The sequence below is a fragment of the Flavobacterium sp. FlaQc-52 genome, assembly GCF_044007495.1.
GTDB lineage: Bacteria > Bacteroidota > Bacteroidia > Flavobacteriales > Flavobacteriaceae > Flavobacterium > Flavobacterium cupriresistens.
Map to the genome: position 1 here is coordinate 38,170 of NZ_JBIPCV010000005.1, position 22,783 is coordinate 60,952.

Annotated in this window: 11 protein-coding genes; all 11 read right to left on the bottom strand. The window is 36.0% G+C overall.

Features of this window, described 5'->3' with window-relative positions; translation table 11 throughout:
* Nucleotides 1–895 precede the first annotated feature (895 nt).
* The 11 genes from ACHRV5_RS10695 to ACHRV5_RS10745 all read right to left on the bottom strand — a co-directional run bounded on the left by ACHRV5_RS10695 (nt 896) and on the right by ACHRV5_RS10745 (nt 22,095).
* Nucleotides 896–1,915: a proline-specific peptidase family protein gene (locus tag ACHRV5_RS10695; RefSeq protein WP_395426715.1), complete on the bottom strand. Its 1,020-nt coding sequence runs from the start codon at nt 1,913–1,915 to the stop codon at nt 896–898.
* A 117-nt stretch (nt 1,916–2,032) separates the two neighbouring features.
* Entirely contained in the window at nt 2,033–2,452 is a 420-nt protein-coding gene (locus ACHRV5_RS10700; RefSeq protein ID WP_047779217.1) for a thioesterase family protein, read from the bottom strand.
* A gap of 511 nt (nt 2,453–2,963) precedes the next feature.
* On the bottom strand, nt 2,964–4,892 hold the full coding sequence (gene nagB / locus ACHRV5_RS10705) for a glucosamine-6-phosphate deaminase (RefSeq protein WP_395426716.1): 1,929 nt from the start codon (nt 4,890–4,892) through the stop codon (nt 2,964–2,966).
* Nucleotides 4,893–4,922: 30 nt separating this feature from the next.
* Complete coding sequence (locus ACHRV5_RS10710) at nt 4,923–5,717, bottom strand: gluconate 5-dehydrogenase (RefSeq protein ID WP_395426717.1); 795 nt, start codon at nt 5,715–5,717, stop codon at nt 4,923–4,925.
* Nucleotides 5,718–5,740: 23 nt separating this feature from the next.
* Entirely contained in the window at nt 5,741–6,880 is a 1,140-nt protein-coding gene (locus tag ACHRV5_RS10715; RefSeq protein ID WP_395426718.1) for a DUF4861 family protein, read from the bottom strand.
* A 208-nt stretch (nt 6,881–7,088) separates the two neighbouring features.
* Nucleotides 7,089–11,138 carry a two-component regulator propeller domain-containing protein gene (locus ACHRV5_RS10720; RefSeq protein ID WP_395426719.1) on the bottom strand — a complete coding sequence of 1,350 codons (4,050 nt, stop codon included), beginning with the start codon at nt 11,136–11,138 and terminating at the stop codon, nt 7,089–7,091.
* Nucleotides 11,139–11,239: 101 nt separating this feature from the next.
* A complete protein-coding gene (locus tag ACHRV5_RS10725) occupies nt 11,240–13,930 on the bottom strand; it encodes a DUF4962 domain-containing protein (RefSeq protein WP_395426720.1) in 2,691 nt (896 codons plus the stop codon).
* A 29-nt stretch (nt 13,931–13,959) separates the two neighbouring features.
* A complete protein-coding gene (locus ACHRV5_RS10730; RefSeq protein ID WP_395426721.1) occupies nt 13,960–15,339 on the bottom strand; it encodes a sulfatase in 1,380 nt (459 codons plus the stop codon).
* 249 nt (nt 15,340–15,588) lie between these two features.
* Nucleotides 15,589–17,019, bottom strand: coding sequence for an alpha-L-fucosidase (locus ACHRV5_RS10735; RefSeq protein WP_395426722.1), 1,431 nt, complete (start codon nt 17,017–17,019; stop codon nt 15,589–15,591).
* 11 nt (nt 17,020–17,030) lie between these two features.
* Entirely contained in the window at nt 17,031–18,923 is a 1,893-nt protein-coding gene (locus tag ACHRV5_RS10740) for a RagB/SusD family nutrient uptake outer membrane protein (protein ID WP_395426723.1), read from the bottom strand.
* Nucleotides 18,924–18,939: 16 nt separating this feature from the next.
* Nucleotides 18,940–22,095, bottom strand: coding sequence for a SusC/RagA family TonB-linked outer membrane protein (locus ACHRV5_RS10745; RefSeq protein WP_395426724.1), 3,156 nt, complete (start codon nt 22,093–22,095; stop codon nt 18,940–18,942).
* Between the last annotated feature and the right edge of the window lie 688 nt (nt 22,096–22,783).

A 22,783-nucleotide genomic window follows, 5' to 3' on the forward strand; every position in this document is an offset into this window, starting at 1 on the left:
AATTTCATTTATTTGAGTTTGCGATTTTTTTTGTGCGAATTTATTTTTTAGGAGTACAAATAAAGCAAGTCTAAAAGTTGTAGTGAAATTTGTAAAACTGCTATTTAGCAGCTGTGTTTTGTTTTATTATCGGTTTTCAAGTCTCTATTTTTCGCCTTTTCTCTTTGTACCTCTGTCCCTTTGAACCTTTGAACCTGATCCATAAAAATCTGGAACAAAAAATACTAAAAAAAGAATGTGAATGACTGTCGGACATCAGTATTCTATGACTTTGCATAAGTGCAAGGACAGTGAACAGTTGTCTTTTTTTTAATGATAATTGACTCATCTTTGCTGTGAAACTAGGGCTACATCCGGATCATTTGTTTTGTGAGATAAAAAACGATTGTGATTTACAACAAAGAAGTAGTGCTTTGTAATTCATTTTTTATCAATGGCTTTTAGTTCTTTTAAGTCTTATTTATTTCTATACTTCTTTCTGAAGTTTTGGGTCGGCAATCTTCGCGCGACGATTTTATTTCATAGTCTTCATTGACTTGGAGTTAAAGTGGAATTACGTTCGTATCTACTTCTTTTTACGCATAATGTCCCCGTTTCAGGCTGCTATTTTCTTAAGGTAAGAAAGTAGCAGCTTTTTGTTGTTTTTTCTGTTGTGTTTTGAATGCTGTATAAAACGAATTTTGATCAAGTCCTAAAGTTTTAGATTAGTAAAAACCTCGCACAGTCACAGCATCACAAAGTTTAAACAGATTACATATTCAGTTTATTCTTTAGTCGATATAAAAAAAACTCCATTATTTCTAATGAAGTTCTTTTACAATTAATGAGTATAATTTTTTGTCGTGTAATTTTATGAACAGAATCTGATAAACATTGTTCTTTATATTGTTTAATGCTAAAATTTATTGGTGTCAACATCAGTAATGAATTGTGTTACTCCTTTCATAAAAACTTGCTGATCATCCCACATGGCAAGGTGACTTCCGTTTGGACAATATAAGTATCGTCCTTTTTGAACTAGTTTACTTTGTTCTTCCATTACTTTTGGATCCATTGTATCGTATTTTGCCCCAATCATTAGGGTTGGAATTGTTAGTTCATGTAAGCGATTTTTAATGTCCCATTTTGCCAGACGACCACTTATTCCAAATTCGCTAGGACCTTGCATTATCGTGTATATTGCTCCATTGGTGTGTTTGATGGCACGGTTTAATCCGTCTGGCCATTCTTTTAATCTGCACAAATGTTCTTGGTAAAAATTAGGGATAAGAAGTTCCATATATCTTGGGTTGGCAAAGTCTTTTTTTGCTTCTAATGCTCTTACTTCTGCCAGAACTTCAGGTTTCATTTGCTTTGCCAGAACTTCATCTGCGTATTTACCATATTCCGGGGCGCTGGCCATCATATTAGAAATAAGGAGACCTTTTAGGTTTTTCTGATACTTTAATGCATATTCCATCGCCAGAATTCCACCCCAGGAGTTTCCTAAGACATAAAAGTTAGTATGGTCTGCATTAATAGCTTTTCGAACTTGTTCTACTTCTTCTACGAAACGTTCTGTTGTCCAAAGAGTGCTGTCTTTTGGTTGATCACTGTAGTAAGAACCTAGTTGATCGTATTCATAAAATTCGAAACCTTCGCGTTGAAAAAATGTCTCAAAGCATTCCATGTATTCATGTGTCATGGCAGGTCCTCCATGTAGTAACAATACTTTTATTTTTGGATTATTGCCAAAACGTTTTGTCCAGACTTTAAATTCTCCTACCGGCGTTTTTATCGGAATCATTTTTACACCTGCAGTTTCTATTGATTCGTTTGGTTTGTAGGTAAAATAATTGGGGAGAGCATCTGATTTGCTTTCGTTTTTACAGGAAGCGAAAAGGAGAATCGTCAGTAAGAAAAGGATTGAGCGCATAGTTCTAGAGTTAAAAGGTTATGGTAGCGGGTAAGTTTCTTTTAAGCTAAAATACGAATTAAATTTAGATGTTGAATGTGGATCAAAGGGAGTGGAATTAGTTCTATTGGGAATAAATTATTTAATTTCCAATACCGGTGCATCAGTAAAATTAGCTTTGAGTTCTTCCGGTAAATAGGGTCTGCCTCCGGTAGCTGGAATACAGGTTCCGGTGAATAATGCGGAAGCCATTATTTTTCCGTTTTTTAGGATTGATTGTTTAAAATGCAATTTTGGTAGTCCACTAGGATCTGTAAAAACAGCACAAGTCACGTCAAAATTATCATCCTTTTTAAGTGAACGAATAAATTTGATGCTGTATTCGGATAAAACCATAAATACGCCGTTTTCTGCCTGTTGTACAAAATCAAAACCTAATACCTCTTTGATGTAAGCGTGACGACATTCTTCCATATAAAAAGGATAGTACAACCCATCCATAATTCCTTGAACATCTATGTGTTCGCCTGCAGCAGTGTAATTCTTTGAATATTCCATTTTTTGTAAAGTTAAATTTAGTTTGAAACGTATTTCTGAGGTATTTATTGTAGAATAATACTACTAAAAAATGTGTTGTTTAGTTTGTAAAACGGGTATGTTTCAGCGCTAATTTAAAAATTAAAACGCTTTAAATGCAATTATTCTTGGTTTTTTGCCACAGATTTAAAGGATTAAAATGATTTTTTTTGCCACTAATTACACGAATTTTCGCTAATTTCTTTGTGTGCCCGGAAATTAAATCATCTTGCCTCCCTAAATTTTTTATCCAACTTTATCTAATTCACAGTAAAAAAGTAATTCGTACCCCGCATTTTTTTAGTTAGCCACAGATTAAAAGGATTAAAATGATTTTTTTAATCTGTGAGAATCCTTTTAATCTGTGGCAAAAAAAAAGCCACGAATCACACCAAGTATCCCGAAAATAAATTCGCGAAAATTCGTATAATCCGTGGCTAAAAATTTTTCTAAACTCAGAACCTTAGCAGCTCAGAATCTTAGCACCTTCTACCTAGTAATGCCATCTCACAAACGCTTCCATCGCCGCATAAGTCGCTAAACCTAATTGCTGGTACAAAGCTGCTGTTTCGTGGTTTCGGTCTTCAGCTCTTTGCCAAAATTCTCTGGCATCGGTTCCCTGAAAAACAACACCGTCTTTTTGAGACTGGTGTTTGAAGATTCCATGACGTTTTGCCAAAACCTGATCCGGACTCATAGGTACCGCCATTTCTACTTCGTCAATACCCCATTCCTGCCATGCACCACGGTACAACCATAACCAACAGTCGTCCATAAATGATTTTGGTTTTAAGGCTTTCACGGCTTCAAAAATAGCATCTAAACATACTTTATGTGTTCCGTGCGGATCTGCTAAATCTCCTGCAGCATATATTTGATGTGGTTTAATTTTTTCAATTAAATCCATCGTCAATTGAATGTCTTCTTGTCCGATTGGTTTTTTCTCGATGGTACCCGTTTCATAAAATGGAAGCTCCATAAAATGAATCTGATCGTCTGTTAAACCAACAAAATGGCTTGTTGCTCTTGCTTCTCCTTTTCTGATTAGTCCTTTGATATAGCGCACTTCAGGGATGTCAATTTCGCTGTTCTTTTTATTTTTTAAGAAGTTAACTGCTTTTTCATAAATCGCATCCGCTTCCGGACTTTTGATTCCGAATTTCTCATTATAGTCAATTACGAAACTTGCAAAACGCAAGGCTTCATCATCGGCAACGGCAATGTTTCCTGAAGTCTGGTAGGCTACGTGCACTTCATGACCTTGCTCTTGCAAACGCATAAAGGTTCCTCCCATACTGATAATATCATCATCCGGGTGTGGACTGAAAAGCAATACACGTTTTCTGGCTGGTTCCGCTCTTTCAGGACGGTTAGTATCGTCCGCATTTGGTTTCCCACCTGGCCAACCTGTAATTGTATTTTGTAATTTATTGAATATCTTAATATTAATATCATAAGCAGGGCCTGAATCTGCCAATAAATCACTCATTCCGTTTTCGATATAATCGGCATCGGTAAGCATTAAAATTGGTTTTTTAAGATCCAGTGCCAATCCTAAAACGGCTTTGCGGATTAATTTATCACTCCAGGTTACTTTTTCTACCAACCAAGGTCTGTTGATTCGGGTTAGTTTTGAAGATGCTTCTTTATCTAAAACAAAAACAGCATTATTGTGTTCCTGTAAAAACGAAGCCGGAATCTGATTGGTCACCTCATCTTCAACCGATTTTTTGATCACATTGGATTTTCCTTCTCCCCAAGCCATTAAAATAACTTGTTTGGCTTCCATGATTTTTTTAACTCCAAGTGTAATTGCAGTTCTAGGTGTATTACTTAAACCGGAGAAATCTTTACTTGCGGCAACTCTGGTAATATGGTCTAAAGCTACCAAACGTGTTTTGGAGTTTTGAAGTGAACCGGATTCATTAAAACCAATATGTCCGTTTCCTCCAATTCCAAGAATCTGTAAATCGATTCCACCTAAGGCTTCAATTTTAGCTTCGTAATCATGACAGTAATCTGCAATTTGTTCTTTGGTTAAAAGTCCATCGGGAACGTGGAAGTTTTCAGGTAAAATATCGACATGGTCAAACAGTAATTCTTTCATAAAACGAACATAACTGTTGATAGAATTAGGTTCCATTGGATAATATTCATCCAAATTAAAACTAATTACGTTTTTAAAACTCAAACCTTCCTCTTTATGAAGACGTACTAATTCTGCATACAATCCTTTTGGAGAAGAACCGGTTGCCAGACCTAAAATACAAGGTTTGTTTTCTTTTTGTTTGGATTGAATTAAAGCTGCAATTTCCTGAGCAACCGCTTTAGAAGCTTCATTAGAATTTTCAAAAACTACTGTATTGATGTTTTCAAATCGTTTTTCGAAGCCTGTTGCTTTGTCTACTATACTTTTTATCATTTTATATTTTTTTGATCAAGGAATAATAAACTAGTTTTCATTAGATGGTTTTCCTATAGTAGCCAGAATTCCTCCATCAACATAAACAATATGACCATTAACAAAATCACTTGCTTTTGAACTTAAAAAGATAGCAGCACCTTGCAGATCATCAGGATTTCCCCAGCGTCCTGCAGGCGTTCGCTGCATGATAAATTCATTAAATGGATGTCCGTTTACTCTAATCGGAGCCGTTTGGCTGGTAGCAAAATAGCCGGGACCAATTCCGTTGATTTGAATATTGTGTTTGGCCCATTCTGTAGCCATATTTTTGGTCAGCATTTTTAAACCTCCTTTAGCAGCTGCGTATGCGCTAACGGAATCTCTCCCAAGTTCACTCATCATAGAGCACATGTTTATAATTTTGCCTCCTCCTCGGGTTATCATTCCTTTAGCAATATTTTTAGAAACTATAAACGGTCCCGTTAAATCTACTTTAATAACAGCTTCAAAATCGGAAACTTCCATATCAATTATTGGAGTTCTTTTGATAATTCCGGCATTGTTTATTAAGATATCGATTGGACCAACTTCCGTTTCGATTTTATTAATAGCGTCTATAACCGCCTTTTCATCAGTTACATCAAATAGATAGCCATAGGCTTCGATACCTTCTGCTTTATATTCGGCAACTGCATGATCAACTGCTGCTTGCGAAGAATGATCGTTTACAACAATTTTTGCACCGGCCTGTCCAAGACCTTTGGCCATTGCCATTCCCAAGCCATGAACTCCTCCCGTAATGAGAGCTGTCTTTCCCGTTAAATCAAATAAATTAAATGACATTTTTTATATTTTATAGTTAGTAATTATTGTTTGTTTTGGCGAATAGTAATGGTCAACGGATTTTTTAATTGTTCTTGAAAATTATTTAAGTAGTCAAACCATTGCTTCGAATTAGTGATTTCTTGCGCCTTATCCCAACAGGCACCGGTATAATAGACAATTGGACTGTTATTTGTAACGGTAGTTTTGGCTAATATTTGGGTTTTATCAATCCACATGGTGGCGGTTGGATTGCTAAATATGGAACCTACCCCTGTAGTACCATCCTGAGCAAAAGTAGGCTCCCAATAGGCAACAATACCTTGTTGTTCGTTTAAAGAAATCACACCTGCCTCAGCTCTTTTTATGATTCCTATTACAACAGGAATTGGTTTATTATCGTCAAAAGTGTAGACGTTTTCTATTCGATTAAGCTGTGATCCGGCATCTATAGAAATGGTTTTTGTAACTTTAATTTTAATTTTGCCGGCCTCCCAAGTGTCGTAAATAAGTTGAAAAGTGGAGCGTAAAGGACCATTGTCTAAAACTTTGTATTGGTGGTAATTTGCCGAATAACGAATCGTATCGTTTATGTAGGGCGCCATATTGCCTGCGCCTAAAGAATAGCCGACATGATAATAATCCATTCCGTTGCCGCTGTCTACATGATAATTTCCTGTTTTATAGCGTTCATTAAGAATCATTTTTTTGGTTCGTTTTACCCAAACATCAAATCCATAGGCATCTTCATTTGATTTTTCTATTGCTTTTCCATAAGCGCGAAAAGCAATTTTATCGTTCTCCCATGCAAAGTCGTCTTTGCGTTCCGGCACATAACGGGCATAGGTTTTGGTTTCAAATAAATTGGGTTTGCCTTTTTGGAGCATAAGATTTAGAGATGATTTTGGCTTCACATCGATTTGAATCAATACATTTTGAATTGAAGATTTACCAAGATGTTCCAACTGGTACGGAACCTGTTTTTTTGTATTTTGATTAATAATCACAAAATTTGCGGTGTCTATTTCGGGAAATGCAGTTGTAATGTTTTCCCATTTAATGGCGGTCACAGCTTCTTGTCTTGCTATAGCCGAATTGTTTTGAATCGTAATAATTGCCTTTGTTTGCCCAAAAAAGAGCGTAGGAAAAAGGAAGATCAGGCCTATCAATTGAATGGATTTCATATGGTTTGTTTTTATTTATTGTTAAGTTTTTTTAGATGAAAATCGCTTCTTTAGTAGTTCAAATAGAGCACGAGAGAGGGTACTCGTTTCCAAATGATTTGCCATTTGGACGAGATTAAACTTCGATAAATTTGAATTTACAATTAAACGCTTCGTTGCCGGAAAGTGTTTAATGACGAAGGGAATAGTATATTATTTTTTTATGTTTTTAGTCACTTTCATTTATGTCATCTGTTTTTGCTAAATATTCGCTTGGCATACAGCCATAGTGCTGTTTAAAGGCTGTCGAAAAGTAAGAAGGAGAATTAAAACCACACATGTAGGTAACCTGAGCAATGGTATAACGCCTGCTTTCCATTAATTCTACTGCTTTTTTGAAACGAATTCTTTTTATAAAATCGATTGCTGATTCTCCTGTAATAGCTTTGAATTTAAGATACAGGTTGGAACGGCTCATACCTATTTCTCTGCTGAATTGATCTACCGAAAATTCTGAATTGGCCAGATGTTCTTCGACGATGTTGATCGCTTGTTTTAGAAATTCTTCATCAAGAGGGTTAAAGGCAATGTTTTCCGGAATCATTTCTTTACCAATTGAATAATGTTCTTTCAACCTTTTACGGGAACGAAGCAGGTTTGTTATTTTTGCGGCTAATAAAGGAGTTGAAAAAGGTTTTGTTACATAATCATCTGCGCCCATCTCTAATCCTTTGATCTGTTGGCTGGTTTCGGTACGTGCTGTTAATAAAATCAATGGAATATGAGAGGTATTGATGTTCTGTTTTACTCTCTTGCAAAAATGCAGACCATCGAGTTCATGCATCATAATATCGCTTATAATCAAATCAAAAGGATGTATTTCCAGTAATTCTAGGGCCGCTTGACCATTTGAGGCTGTACTTACTTCATAGATTGTACTAAAATAGTCCCGCAGATAATCTAAGATTTCGTCGTTATCATCAACAATCAATAATTTTATAAGCTGTCCGCTTTCCTTGATTTCATTTTCCTCCGGAAAAGTATCATCTTCACCATCAACTTCACTATCATTGGTTATTGATAATTGATATAAGGAATCCTCTGCCTGCGAGTCGTTTTTATAGATGAAATCTGCTGTAGGTATAGAAACTGTAAAAGTACTGCCTTTGTCTTCCGCACTTTCGACCGTAATTTTACCGTGATGCAGTTCTACCAGACGTTTGGTAAAAGCCAAGCCAACGCCGGAACCCAGATTCATTTCGCGATTGTTTACCTGATAAAAGCGATCAAAAACTTTAGATAAATCCTGCTCACTTATACCAACACCGGTATCGGTAACTTTTATGGCTATACTATCAGTAACTTTTAAAAGTTCTATCTGTATAGTTTGATTGCTTTTGGTGTATTTGAAGGCATTAGACAAGAGGTTAAATAAAATTTTCTCCATTGCATCCTTATCAAAGAAAAAGGTAAGGTTGGTTTCGTTGGTATGAAAAGTATAATGAATGTGGTTTTTTTCTGAAAGTGGTTTGAAGGACTGATAAATTTCATGGGTAAAACTTACAATATCACTTTTGCTTACTTTAAGTTGTTTTGTCCCCATTTCGGTTTTTCTAAACTCAAAAAGCTGATCTACTAAATTGTACAATCGTTTTGCATTGATAAACATCAATTCGTGTTTCTTTTTTGTGATTTTATCGGTAAAAGGCATCTTTAATAATTCCTCTAAAGGAGCCAAAATCAAAGTTAAAGGTGTTCTAAGTTCGTGTGATACATTGGTGAAAAAATCCATTTTAACCTGATTAATGTAATTGGCTTTTTCCTTATCAATGCGCTCTAATTTTAACTGCTGTAAGGCTTTTATCCTTTCTTTTAGTATTCGAAAAGCAATATAAGCAGCTGCAGATACTACTAATAACAACAATAAAGAAAACCAGAATGTTTTATACCAAGGTGGCAATATTTTAATTTTTAAAGTTCTAATGGAACTCATTTCTCCATTTGGACCAACGGCTTTAATTTGTAATTTATAATCGCCGGCAGGTAAGTTGCTATAGCTGATTTTTAACTCTTCCGTACGTTGCCAATCTTTATCCTGACCTTCTAACTTGTAATAATAATAAGTACGATTAGAAGAGATATAATTAAAAGTATTGAAAAAGATGCTGAATTGCTTGTATTCAGGGCCAATTTCCAGCACATTTACCTGATCGATATGCTTTTCCAGAATGTCAGTTTCATCTGCTACCGCAACAACTTTATTTAAAACTTCCAGGGCTGTAAAACTGAGTTTAAGAGGAAGCGGACGTTGTTTGATCCTTTTAGGATAGAAGTAGGAAATTCCCTTTATACCTCCAAAGAGCATCATTCCATCTTTGGCTTTGCAAAACGAATATTCATTAAATTGTTTGTTTTGCAGTCCATCACTTTCGTCAAAATTTTGAACAGTGCCCTTATCCGGATTGAATTTTACCAGTCCGCGGTTGGTAGAAATCCAAAGATTTCCATCATCATCTGAAAGTATTCCGTAGATTGTTTCTTCGGTAAAATCTTTTCTTGTTTTAAAACTGGTGAAGGTTTCTTGTGCTTCATTGTATAATAAAAGTCCTTCCCGGGTTCCAATCCAGATTCGGTGTTTTTGATCTTCAGTAATACAATTTATAATATCATCACTGGGTTTGCCGTGTCCTACAACTCCAAACAAAAAATTATCGGGATAAAATAGTGTCACTCCATTTGTGGTTCCAATCCAGATGCGATGTTTGCTGTCTTCAAAAAGGAAATTAATATTGTCTGAAACAAGTCGTTTTCCTGCTTTATCAAGAAGGACATGGGTAAAAGATTTTTTTTCTATATGAAATTGATCCAATCCGGATTTTGTACCTACCCAAATACGATTTTTAGAGTCTTTAAGAATGCTGTACACCAAATCTCCTGCAATAGAATTTGGATTGTTCTCATCATGACGAAAACGCTCTACCATCCCGCTGTTGGGATTAAGTAAATTTAAGCCTCCATTATGCGTACCGGCTAATACATTTCCGTTATCATCAAATGCAATTGCTTTAATATTATTAGAACTTAAACTTTTTGGATTGTTTTCACTGTTAGAAAAATACGTAATGGTATTGGTCGTTTTATTCCAGTAATTTATTCCTTTATCATTGGTTCCAATCCAAAAGTTGCCTTTTGGATCTTGTTTAATGACACCTATAACTTCATCATTTAAAGAAGGTTTACCTGAGTTTTGACTTAAAAGATTGAAATTAATATCATTTTTATGGTAGTAGTTTAATCCCGCATAATACGTTCCGAGCCATATACCGTTTTGCTTGTCTTTGAAAAAACAGCGCACAGAATTTTGGCTAATCGTAAAAGGCTGTGCTATTTGATGGTAATAATTTTTAAAAGTGGAATTGTTGGGATTAAAAATAGTAAGGCCTTTAAAAGTGCCCAGCCAAATATTTCCTTCTGTATCTTTGCCAACACATCTAATATTGTTATCTGCGGCACTGTTTGGGCTGGTCGTATGCAGTAACGAAGTAATCTGTTTGGTTTGCGTGTTGTATGTTAGTACTCCGTCACCTTCCGTTGCAATCCAGAGTTTGTTTTTATCAATGTATACATCATTTATATAAGGCTTTTTTTTGCCTAAATCAATTTTTACCAATTGATGCACTGCAGGTTTCAGTTTAAACAGACCAACATCTGTACCTAAAATAATTTGCTGCTGCCAAATCCCGACATAGTTGATTTTTTTTATCTCATGAGAAGAAGCATTGAATTTTACGGGTGTGAAATTTTTGCTTTGTGGACTTAATAAAAAAACATCTCCGGCATTAGAAACTGCCCATATTTGATGTAAATGATCTTCTGCTATAGAAGAAATAAACCATTCTCCTAAGCTGCCGGGAAGTTTATAATTTACAAAGCTGTCTGTGTTATAGTTGTAGATGCTGACTCCTTTGTTTCCTCCAATCCATAATTGCCCTTTGTGATCTAGGAATAAACTGCGGATATAATAGGACTGCAGACTGTTCTTTTGACTTTTTAAAGGGCGATATACTTTAAATCGTTTACTATCGTAGCGATTTAACCCATCTTGAGTTCCAACCCAAATAAATCCCAGTTTATCCTGCTGTATTGCAAATACAGAACTTTGTGACAAACCTTTGTCTACGGAGATATTACGGAAATTACGATCCGGTAATTGTGCATAATTCTTAGATGTAAAAAGAACAATGCACAGTATAGCGAGGATGGTAAGTTTTTTTCTCATAAGGGGTATTTGTCGGTTCCGTTTTTTTAAATAGCGCTCTATTGCTAGTTTGTCTAAAAATCAATTTGGAAAACTAATTTACAGAAAAATAAGAGTGGTTTCTAATCTAATTTTTTATCGTATTTGACCACATCCGGCAGTTCATCAACGGCTTCTGTGATATCCCATTTTGTGCTGTTCATTTCTAATAATACAGAGCTGCCGGCAATTTTTGAGATATAGTTTTTGCCTTCAAAATTAATCGGAACATTGCCATAACTGAATAGGGATTGTATCGTTTTATTGGAAACTTGAAAGGCACTGGCTTGATCTCCGTCTAATTGCGCTTGTATTTCCCAGTTTCCTACTTGAAAATGTGCTAATCCATTACTACTATCGAGCCTTTTTATAATTTCCGTTTTTCCGTCTTTAATTTGAATGATCGTTAGAAATCTAAATTTTTGTTTTGCTTCTGAGGTGATTCCGGCGTGCCATTGTTCTTTAAAATCTTTTATCTGGCCTTCATCATTCGTGACCTTATTCCAATTGACAGCCGGCTCAAAAAATTTGTTGTGCACTTGCATCTTCAAAGGACTGTTAGCAATTACTTTTGCGCTTACATTTCCTAAGTCACTATTGACAATAAAGTTTTGTTCTGACGCATTTTCGGTGTTTTGTGCTTCGATTGTATAATAAGGACACTGAAACTGTGTGGTCCATTTGATAGGAGTTTTTGCTTCTAATTCATCATACAAAACAATATAACCTCCTTCTAACTGTAGCATATGTCGACGGTATACGGTAACTCCGGATTCGCCATAACCATTTGTTTTGTTAGGGACTACATTAATTTGTTTAAAACGATTTAACCAAAAATCACTTTTAATTTCGCCATAAGCATTACCGGCATCTCCCAGTGCATATTGGATATGTTTTCCGGAAATAGCCCTTGGAATCCAACCGTAACCTTCTTCTCCGATTTTTTGATTTAAACTGTCGGCCAATATAGTATTATAAGCCTTAGAAGTACGATAATCCAGAAGATTGTGTTTATCACTAAAGTTGCTGTAATACCCGGTGCCTCCAAAAATTACTTTTCCTTTAAAATTAATGGTAAAAGCATTTTGAGAAGCATGTCCGTGTCCCGAAGAACCAAACGGACTGCTAATAAGATAACTGCTCAGTGTTTTATTAGCATCCTTTAGATCTTCATGCATTGCAACCACCCCGATATCGGCAAACTTTCGCGTTTTAGGCAAGTCAGCAGGTGAGGAAACGGCTAAGGTTTTGTTTGGTTTATAATTCAATAAACGGAAAAGCAAATAATCATCTGATCCTTTAAAGTAATCCGGATGTTCTTTTTTTATTTGTTCAACATACCAATTTAAATAAGGACTATCCATTTTATAAGTAAGTGCTTCAGCAAACCAGGCTTCTCCTTTTACGATATAAGGAATGTTTTCCCACATATCTCCCGTTGCTGTGCTAGCAGCGTCGACGGGATGTGTGTATAACATATAATACGGCAGGTTTTCCATCCATGGTAATTTAAAATAATCAACACCACTAAAATCACCAAACATCTGTGATAAGTAAATTATGGATTTAAAATTCACTCTAAAATAGCCGTTTCCTTCGTGCCAGCCGCCATCTGTGGTGCCTAATACAGGAAAACGTGCCGACCAGACTTCGTACATATAGGTGAGCCATTCTTTGGCTTCCGGAACATCATTAATTACTGCAACGGTGGCTATAGCTAAGTTGCGAAGCGTAATCTGCCAAACGTGATTGTCGCTGACATGCAGCTCAAAACGATTTGGTAAATGACTGTAAACCCGTTTAGCTCTAATGGTAATTATATTTTTAAAAATTTCTTTTTCCTGCGCATTCAGAAAATCATAACCTGCATCATAAAACCATCCTAAGGCCTCGAGCACGGCACCGCTGGTAAAATCATCACCTGTCGCCAATCCATTTGGGTTCATATTGGCAATATTCAGGGCTCTGCGTTTGGCATCAAGAATAAACCGTTTGTCTTTAGTCAATTGATAAGCAATACATAAGTTTCTAACGGGAGTACCCACCGCATCACCAAAACCATGATACATTCGCTCGACAATAATCTTCTTTTCTAATTTATTTTTACCGGTGGTATCAATGACACGTTGGGGTTTTTCGGTAGGAAGAGGAGCCAGCATTAGTTTTTCTGCGAAAGCAATAAATTTCTTAGCCTCCGGATTTTCTAAATTATTCTTATAAAAATCCGCTCCAATGCGATTCATATCCCATAAAAGAGGATGTGCTCCTTGGTTTCTTTTTAAAACGACGCTTATTGGAGGCGATACTTTTTCGTTAGCATATTTAGGATCAATTACAAAATCATAAACCGGTGACCAGGTCCATTGATTGCTTCCTTTTAATGCATAAGCGTATTTCCAGTACCATTTCCCCGGTTTTAAAGGCTGGTGTAAAGGATAAACCGCCCAGGCTTGTTCTGAACCGGTAAGCAAATCTTTGGTAAAATTTTTATCACTGGCCAGCATAACTTTGTAACGGATTTTACCAATATTTGGATCTTCAGGCACTTCGCTTCCGCTTTCCATTGGTTTTACCATTGTTTGGCCATTAGTAGCAGGCCAAAGTAAAGCAGGAGCATTGGTTGGCACCGTTATTCCATTTACAGGATAAGGCCATTCTCTGACTCTGGAATGCAATTTTTCGGCATTCAATTTGATTATAGCCGGTTGCTGTTGACCGAAAGTATGTAAGGTAAGAAGTAAAAGCGATACTATAATTATTCCTTTTTTTATCATTTTTTCTACTAGTTTATTTTCTAAATCTTTTATAATCCGGAAACGAATTGGTCTCCATTGTTTTTACACCATTGTTTCAAATAGCGGCGCATTGCGATAAGTTCTTTTTTGTAGACTTTATCTACTGCCAGATTTGTTATTTCTCCCTGGTCTTTGGTTAAATCAAAAAGTTGTTCTTTGATAGCTCCTTTATTATAAACTATATATTTGAAATTTTTAGTGATTACGGCACGACCACTAATACCCAAAAGTTCTTCATTGTCGGCAAAATCAGTTTCTATTACCAAAGTATCACGAAGATTTAGGCTAGGATTTGCTATTTTTTTACTGAGGTCAACACCTTTCAAATAGGTAGGTTTTTTAACGCCCGCAAAACCGCAAATTGTTGGAATAATATCGGTGCCATTACAAACTAACATTTCATCGGTGCGTGGTTTCCATTCGCCAATTTTTGAAATAATAAAAGGTATTTTGGCCGCTTCTTCGTATAAAATTTGTTTTTGATTCCAGCTGTGGCCTGCATAACCATCACCATGGTCGGCTGTAAAAACGATAATGGTATTTTTTTCAATATTGTATTTTTTCAAGGAAGCCAGCACCATTTCAATATAAACATCAACTTTTTCGACCAAGCGGTTGTATGCCCAGCGATATTGACGCCATTGGTCGCCATTCCAATTAACGGTAGGGTAGGTGCGAAAACTTACTTTTTGCTGTTCGCGTACAATTTTAGGTTCAAAGTCCGGAATTTTCCAGTTTTCCGGAAGTGCAGGGCATAAATTTGGTGGTGGTGCTTTTTCCAACAGATCCATTTTTAAATCCTCGTCTCGTGCCCATTCACAAATATCATGTGGATTTAAAAAAGATGCGACTAATAAGAAAGGAGTGTTTTTATTTTCTTTTATAAAACGAGCACAGAAAGAAGGCGTTGCGGCATCATTATAATCTTGAAAATCGGTATTCTCAATATATTCAAATCCATGTTGGCTTTTTTTGGCAGTTGGAACTGGTAAATGCCATTTGCCTACATAACCTGTTTTATAACCTCCATTTTGAAAAATTTTACCCATCATTAACAAATCCTCAGGCCATTGTCCGTCTTTTTCAGGCGCATTACCTATAAATCCGGTTTCATGAGGCATTTTTCCACTCATAATTGCACTCCGAGATGGAGAACATAAGGGCTGCGCGCAATAGGCTTTGGTAAAACGAACTCCATTTTGCGCTAGTTTATCCATAGCCGGAGTATGCAAATCTTTGTTTCCGGCAATGCTCATTGCATCAGCGGTTTGCTGATCGGTCATTATAATTAGAATATTCGGACGCTCTGTTGTTTGTCCATTAGTGATTAATGGAATGCTTAAAAATAACAATAGACATACAACCAGACTGTTTTTTTGAAATAACATAATATCTCTTTATAAGATTATTTATTTGATTTGAGAGCACTCAAGCACAAAACGAATTTAGGTAGCAATAGGTTAATAACGTTTTGAATTTGTACAAAATGATATTAAATTTAGCTAAAATCTTTTATGAATAGTAGCTATGGTTTTGAATTGATTTTATAACTCTTTGGAATATTAATGCAGCACATTAAGCACTGCATTAACGTCCAAAAAAAGAACAATTCTAAAAACGATTGCTCTATTTCTGTTTTACCGTATTGAAAATGCAAGTGCCGGAACATTTTTTCCGACTAGATCTTTTGGCAAGGAGACTTCTATCTTATCTCCCGTTTGTTTCCATTCTAAAGTTTTACCTGTTGAAAGCAATTTTAGGGTGCTTTTAGTAGGTATAATTCCTTTCCATTGAAGACTTGCGGGAACTGAAGTATCTTCCTTTAGGCAAGCAATAGCATATTTAACTTTGCCATCTTTGGATTGCGTAAACCAAATATTTTCATCGTTATAAATAGCTGAGGTTCGCGTTGCATAAATCGCTTCTCCATTTTGTTTGAGCCATTGTCCCACTTTCTCTAAACATGCGGTCACTTCTTCAGGGAATTCTCCTTCCGGTGTAGGACCAACATTCAATAAAAAATTACCTCCTTTAGCGACAACTTCTGTCAATTTATGAATGATATAGGTAGCGGATTTAATTTTATCGTTTTTTCTATACCCCCAGCCTTTACCAAGTGTCATGCAAGTCTCCCAAGGGTCATTAATTTGTTCTTTTGGGATAGATTGTTCCGGTGTTCGGTAATTTTCATAGGGTCCGTGTACAGTTCTGTCCACAATCAAAATACCAGGCTGTGCCTCACGTGACATACGGGTTATTTCAGGCATATTTATATCTTGGCTGAAATCAGGGTATAGAGAAAAACCTTCGGGTCTTTTTTTACCTTGTTCCAATGGGCGCACCCAGCCGCCATCCAGCCATAGAACATCGATCGCTCCATAATGATGCATTAGTTCGCTAATTTGATTATAGGTAAAATCCTGAAATTTTTTCCAGCGCCAAGGGTTTTTATTTCCATCATAATTTACATTTCTGTCTGTTGTGGCATAACGAGGCCACCAAAAATATTCGGAATGCCAATCGGGTTTAGAAAAATAGGCCCCGATCATCATTCCTTTTTTTCGATACGCTTCAAAAATAAATTTGGTTACATCCGCTTTTGGATTTTTAGCAAAAGGCCCTTTGGTTATTCCATAATCGGACTCTTTGGTATCAAACATATTAAAACCATCGTGATGTTTGGTGGTAAAAACAACGTATTTCATTCCAGCCTTCTGAGAAATTTCTGCCCACTTATCGGGATCAAATTTTGTAGGATTCATTTTTTCAGATAAACTCCAGTACCACTTTTTATAATCTTCATATACGACATTACTGTCTCGTACAAATCGTGGTTCGTTGCACAAGAGCCATGATTCACGAATTCCTTCTACACTGTAAATTCCCCAATGCATCATGATACCAAACTTTTGATCCCGCCATTTTTCTAATTTTTTTAATACCAAAGGGTCAGTTGGGTATTCATACACTTTCGAGGCCTCATAAATATCTGCAGGTCTTTGCGGTTGCTGCGCAAATGATACTATAGAAAGAAGCGCTATAAAAAAGGTTAGAATGTTTACTTTCATGGTTTAAAATTTTAATACCCCGGATTTTGACGTGTTATATTTTTATTTACGTCAGTTTCATTTTGCGGATAAGGATAGAGTTCGTGTTTTCCTTTTACAAAATTGGTAATCGCCGGATAGAAATAGTTGGAGCGAATGGCTTTAACTGCGGTACTGGTTTCTGTTATTTTATCGGATAAAATTCCCCATCTAATCAGATCTGATCGATGCATTCCTTCACCGGAAAGTTCCCAAGCTCTTTCTTGTTGTAATGCTTTTAAGAAATTATCTTTATTTAATCCGGCAGGAAGATGTATTTGTGTTGTTGTGGGTTTTGTCAAAAGTGTCGCTGTAGCTGTGGCTCCTGAGCCTTTTCCGTCAGTACTTGTAATGGTTATTGTGGGTGCCGATGTATAGCCATCGCCTGAACGAAGCATTGCAATGGTACCTATTGTTCCGTTAGCAAGTGTGACTACTGCTGCAGCTGCATCTGTACCTCCGCCGCCAGTGATTTGAATTAGAACATTAGCGGCCGCTGAATATCCTGTTCCTTTGTTGCCTAAGGTGATATTTATTCCGCTTCCTGTAATGTCTGCGCCAAAGCCTCTTCTTCTCACTTGATTAATAGCATCATAAGCAATCGCATTTGGACCTTCGTTTAATTCGTTTTCTATTTCGGCACGCATTAAAAGCAGATCTGAATAACGCATAACCACCCAATTAATGTGTGTATACGAACGTTCAAGTGTTGAATTAGTTTGATATTCGCGACTCCACTTGGCTGTTGTCCACGATTCGTCTTGCCTTGCGGTTAACAGTGGGTTTTTGTTTCCAAGGGCGTTAATAGAGTAGGTTGCAATTGAAACATCTCTTCGTTGGTCGGCGGCGTTAAAACTGGTGTAAAATGGTTTTGGCACTAAACATCTTCCGGGAGTTGTTGCATATAAACTACTTGCAGCGGTCAATGGAGCATTAAAATAACCAACCCATGAGGCATTACCAATAGTTCCTGAGGGATTAAAAAAAGCAATTTGAAAAATGTTTTCAGTTGGCTCTAAAACATGCTGACATTGATTTTTAAATACTTTTGAGTAGGATGGATTTAACTTATATGGATTTTGAGCCATAATATCATTAATTTCTTTCTGAGCTATTAAATAGAAATCTTTGTAATTACCCGGTCTGGACATCGTTCCATTTGCACTTAATGAATAACCTCCGGCAAAAAGAGCGACTCTTGCCAATAGGGCTTTTGCGGCCCATTTATTTACGCGTTCATCTTTCGGTGTTTCTTCAGGTAATAGAGCAGCAGCTTCCTGCATGTCCTGAATAATTTGAGCATATATTTCTTTTCGATCTACAAGAGCTCCTCTCAGATCATCACCTGTTTGTGAACTTTTAATTTTAAATGGCACATCACCCCATAAACGCACTAATTCAGAATAATAAAAACCACGCAAAAACTTAGCCTCGCCAATATAGCGGTTCAATTGATTTTTTTGGTTTTGTGTACCATTAGTATATAAATCCATTTGAGGAATCTTTTCTACAACTACATTTGCGCGGTCAATTCCCTGATAGAATTTAGACCAAACCGTATATAATGCATTTGTTTGTGAAATTCCCTGATAATGAGCGATGGTTCTCCAGTCGTCTGAACCTAAACCGCTTATTTGTAAAATATCTGTATCCGCATCAAAGACAAAAGGAATATACCAGCCATAAGTATCTCTTGAAGACATTGATTCGTAAACACCCAATGTAGCCATATTAGCCTGATCTGTATTAGAGAAAAAATTGGCACTTGTAAAATAAGAATACGGAGTTACTTCTAATTCGTTATCACAAGAATTTAAGAGGAATAATAAGCAGGCTATTCCAGCCGCGATGCTTATTTTTTTATAGGAAAATAACTTATTTTTCATTTTCTGAATTTTTAAATTAAAGTGAAATACTTAGTCCTGTGATAAAGGATTTGCTTCTAGGATAAGCACTAAAATCTACTCCTCTGGTTATCGCATTATTACTCACACTTACTTCAGGATCATAGCCTGTATATTTAGTAAATACATATAAATTGTATGCCGTAAAATAGATTCGGAAGTTGGAAATTTTAGATGCATTTAACCATTTTTTTGGCAATGTATATCCTAAACTTACATTGTTGATTCTCAAAAAGGAACCGTCTTCGATAATATCACTATACAAACGTCCTGTTGTATTACCATTATAAACAGGATTGGTTTTTCCTTGGTTTAAAGCAGCAAGCTCGTTAGGATTTGTGACAACATTTCCGTCTGAATTTATAGACATCCATCTGTTGGAATAGATATCTAAAGTGTTTAAATTCTCTAAATTAAGTCTTGAGTTATTTAATACATTGGCATTATAGATATCATTTCCGACACAGAAATCAAGGAAAACACTAAAATCAATTCCTTTGTAGCTAAAAGTATTGTTTAGACCTCCGGTATATTTAGGATTAGAATTACCAATGGCAGTTCGGTCTAAATCATTTATAATTCCGTCCGGTGTTCCATTGGGACCGCTGATATCTTTAAATTTGATAAATCCGGGTTGTACGACAATATTATCTTTTACCACACCCGATTTTAGAGCATAAGTATTGGTTGCCTGATTGTAGTCAAAATCGTTTACCTGATATAATCCGTCTCTGACATAACCGTACATAATACCGACCGGTTTACCAACTTGTAAGATGTAGTCATTAGTGGTTGTATAACTATTGGTAATAAGTGAAGTTTCACCTTGGCTTAATTCCAAGACTTTGGTTTTATTAAAGGCAATATTAAAACTGGAACTCCAATTAAAATGATCCGTTTTAATATTTGTCGTATTTAACGTAAATTCTAGTCCACGGCTGGAAGTCGCTCCAATATTTTGAAATTGCTGGCTGAAACCGGAACTTGCAGGGACGCGGGTATTGTACAACAAATCTTGAGATTTATTATCGTAAAGTTCTGTCGTAAGGCTGATGCGTTGTTTAAAAAAACCTAAGTCTAAACCAATGTTGGTTGATTTTGTTGCTTCCCATTTCAAGAACGGATTAGGGAGATTGTCTTGGTAAGCAGTTGCGGTCTGCTGATTGTTGAGCGGATAAGATCCGGAATCAAAAATACCTAATGCAGCATAATTTGCAATACGATTATTTCCTGCTTCACCATAACTTACACGCAGTTTCAAATCCGAAAACTGAGGGATGCTTCTCATAAAATCTTCTTCAATAATTCGCCATGCTAAAGAGATTGACGGAAAAAAGCCCCATTGGTTTTCAGTACCAAATTTCGAAGATCCATCTGCTCTTAAACTGGCAGATAAAAGATATCTGTTTTTATAAGAATAATTTGTTTTTCCGAAAAAAGACAGTAGTTTATCATCCTCAGCGTAGGTGGTAGGAATTCCAGCAATCGTTCCTAATTGCAATTTGTCCCAGCTTAAGTTAACATCTGGAAATGCTGAAGCTGAAGCAGACATTCCTTCGGCATAATTATAAATATATTCTTGTCCTGCGGTAACATCTAATTTATGCTTTTCGCCAAATTTAGTACTGTAGGTTAGAACGTTATTATAATTCAGACGTGTAGCAGTATTGTGTGTCACAGAACCATTAGCTCCACCGCTTCTGATTGCTTGAATACCTTCGGCACCGTTAAATAATTTGTACTTATAACTATTGTCAGAGTAATTGATTAATCCGGTGTAGGTCAAATGTGGCGTGATATTGTATAAGAGCTGAAAACTCATATTTAGCGTTTTTTTGATGGTTTCTCTTTGCTGATTCTCAATAGTAAGCACCGGACTTTGAAAAACGGGAGAATCTTGATTGTCTAATGGGTCAACTACCAGGGTTTTTAAATCTTCATCGACACCATTTTTTCCAATTGTTGGTCTGTATTGTAATAAAGCCTGCAGCATACTTAATCGGGCATTTCCGCCTTCTCCTGTAGACAGGCCAGTAATTTTTTGATTTGAAAAATTTACAATAGAATTAATGGTGAACTTCTTGCCGACTTTATTGGTCACAGAAAGCTTCGCAATATTTTTTATAGATTCACTTCCTAACATAATACCCTGATCGTTATTATTCGAATAAAAGACATTGTATTTAGTATCATTTTCGCCACCACTAATACTCAATTTATGATATTGGCTTACCACAGCTTTACCAAAAACTTCTTCTTGCCAATCGACACCTTGTCTGTTTTTGTATAAACCTTCCAACTCTTCAAAAGTGCCGTAATTATTTGTGAATTTTTGCAATCTTGCCGGATCTGCTAATGCTCCTTCGTACATTAATTTCACATAATCGTAAGGTTTCATTACGTCCAGCTTATTTGCTAATGTTTTTATTCCGCCATAAGTATCATAGCTTAAGGTCAGTTTTCCTCCTTTAGCTTGTTTTGTAGTAACCAAAACAACTCCATTTGCTCCCTGAGCCCCATAAATTGAAGTGGATGCTGCATCTTTTAAGACATCTACAGATTCTATATCCATTGGGTCTAAAAAAGCCAATCCGGTAGTCTGAGCTACGCCGTCAACTACGTACAAAGGTTCATTACTTTGTGTAATAGAGGTTCCTCCTCTGATTTTTAGAGAAGGCTCTCCACCCGGTCTGCCGTCAGACATGGTGACCTGCATTCCGGCAATACGCCCTTGTAAAGCCTGTGCCACGTTTTGTACAGGGATTTTAGCCAGTTCATTACCTTTAATTGAGGAAACAGCTCCCGTAAGATCTTTTCTTGATTTAGTTCCATAACCTACCACGACTACTTCATCCAGATTATTTGTGTCATCTTGAAGTCTGATATTGATGCTGGTTTGGTTTTTAACCGGTTCTTCTTTTGTTTTGGTTCCGATGTAAGAAAAGACCAGTACAGCATTAGAATGTACTTTAATGGAATAAATCCCGTCCATTGATGTCGTGGTACTGTTTGTTGTCCCTTTTTCAGAAACAGTCGCTCCCGGCATAGGCATCTTCTGTGAATCGGTTACCAGACCTTTTACAGTAATAACATCCTGTCCGTACATAACCTTACATGTGGTAAGCAGTAAAAATAAAAATATAGTCCTTTTCATAATCTATTGTAAAACAGGAATTAAATTGAAATTTTATCCCTAATTAATATTGTTTGGTTGATTCCCGTCTTTTTGAATAATTTAAATTCGACTGTCTCAGATTCATTTAATTTACCTGATAAGTTGAAGTTACTAATTTCAAAAAGTGTTTAAAATACTGTTGCTTCTTTTTTAGAGTTTGGTTTTCCTAAAAACAGCTGTATTGGTTTTTTCTTTAAGCAGAAAAGGATAACGATTTAGTAACTTAAAAAAAGAGTTGTGATGTTTTACTTCCAGGTGTAAAAACGGTTGGTGTGTTAGTTGATTCATTTTTTTTTGGTTTAGTCATGTTAAAAGTTTGATTTGATAAAAACAAATATAGAAATCGAGTACAAACGGTTGTTTTGAAAATAACTAAAAAGCTATTGAATTTGATTAATGTGTATGTGTAATGGTTGATTTTTAACGAAATAACCCGTATTTAGGAGTGTTCTTGAGGTTTTTAAAACAGCGTTTTTATCTTACTTTTTCAAATCGTATAACTATGTAAGCGTTAAATCAAAGGTATTGTAAGGTTAACTTTAATACTGTTTGGGTTTAATTATAATCTGGAATTTAATGGGTTGACTTTACCGATTAGGTTCTTGTATTTATTTCAAATAATGGAATAATTTTAAAAAATAAAATCATAAAAAAAAAACACCTAAAT

Excerpts from the sequence above, each read along its gene's own strand:
- ACHRV5_RS10695 (WP_395426715.1), bottom strand. The coding sequence starts at position 1,915 with ATGCGCTCAATCCTTTTCTTACTGACGATTCTCCTTTTCGCTTCCTGT.
- ACHRV5_RS10700 (WP_047779217.1), bottom strand. The coding sequence starts at position 2,452 with ATGGAATATTCAAAGAATTACACTGCTGCAGGCGAACACATAGATGTT.
- nagB (WP_395426716.1), bottom strand. The coding sequence starts at position 4,892 with ATGATAAAAAGTATAGTAGACAAAGCAACAGGCTTCGAAAAACGATTT.
- ACHRV5_RS10710 (WP_395426717.1), bottom strand. The coding sequence starts at position 5,717 with ATGTCATTTAATTTATTTGATTTAACGGGAAAGACAGCTCTCATTACG.
- ACHRV5_RS10715 (WP_395426718.1), bottom strand. The coding sequence starts at position 6,880 with ATGAAATCCATTCAATTGATAGGCCTGATCTTCCTTTTTCCTACGCTC.
- ACHRV5_RS10720 (WP_395426719.1), bottom strand. The coding sequence starts at position 11,138 with ATGAGAAAAAAACTTACCATCCTCGCTATACTGTGCATTGTTCTTTTT.
- ACHRV5_RS10725 (WP_395426720.1), bottom strand. The coding sequence starts at position 13,930 with ATGATAAAAAAAGGAATAATTATAGTATCGCTTTTACTTCTTACCTTA.
- ACHRV5_RS10730 (WP_395426721.1), bottom strand. The coding sequence starts at position 15,339 with ATGTTATTTCAAAAAAACAGTCTGGTTGTATGTCTATTGTTATTTTTA.
- ACHRV5_RS10735 (WP_395426722.1), bottom strand. The coding sequence starts at position 17,019 with ATGAAAGTAAACATTCTAACCTTTTTTATAGCGCTTCTTTCTATAGTA.
- ACHRV5_RS10740 (WP_395426723.1), bottom strand. The coding sequence starts at position 18,923 with ATGAAAAATAAGTTATTTTCCTATAAAAAAATAAGCATCGCGGCTGGA.
- ACHRV5_RS10745 (WP_395426724.1), bottom strand. The coding sequence starts at position 22,095 with ATGAAAAGGACTATATTTTTATTTTTACTGCTTACCACATGTAAGGTT.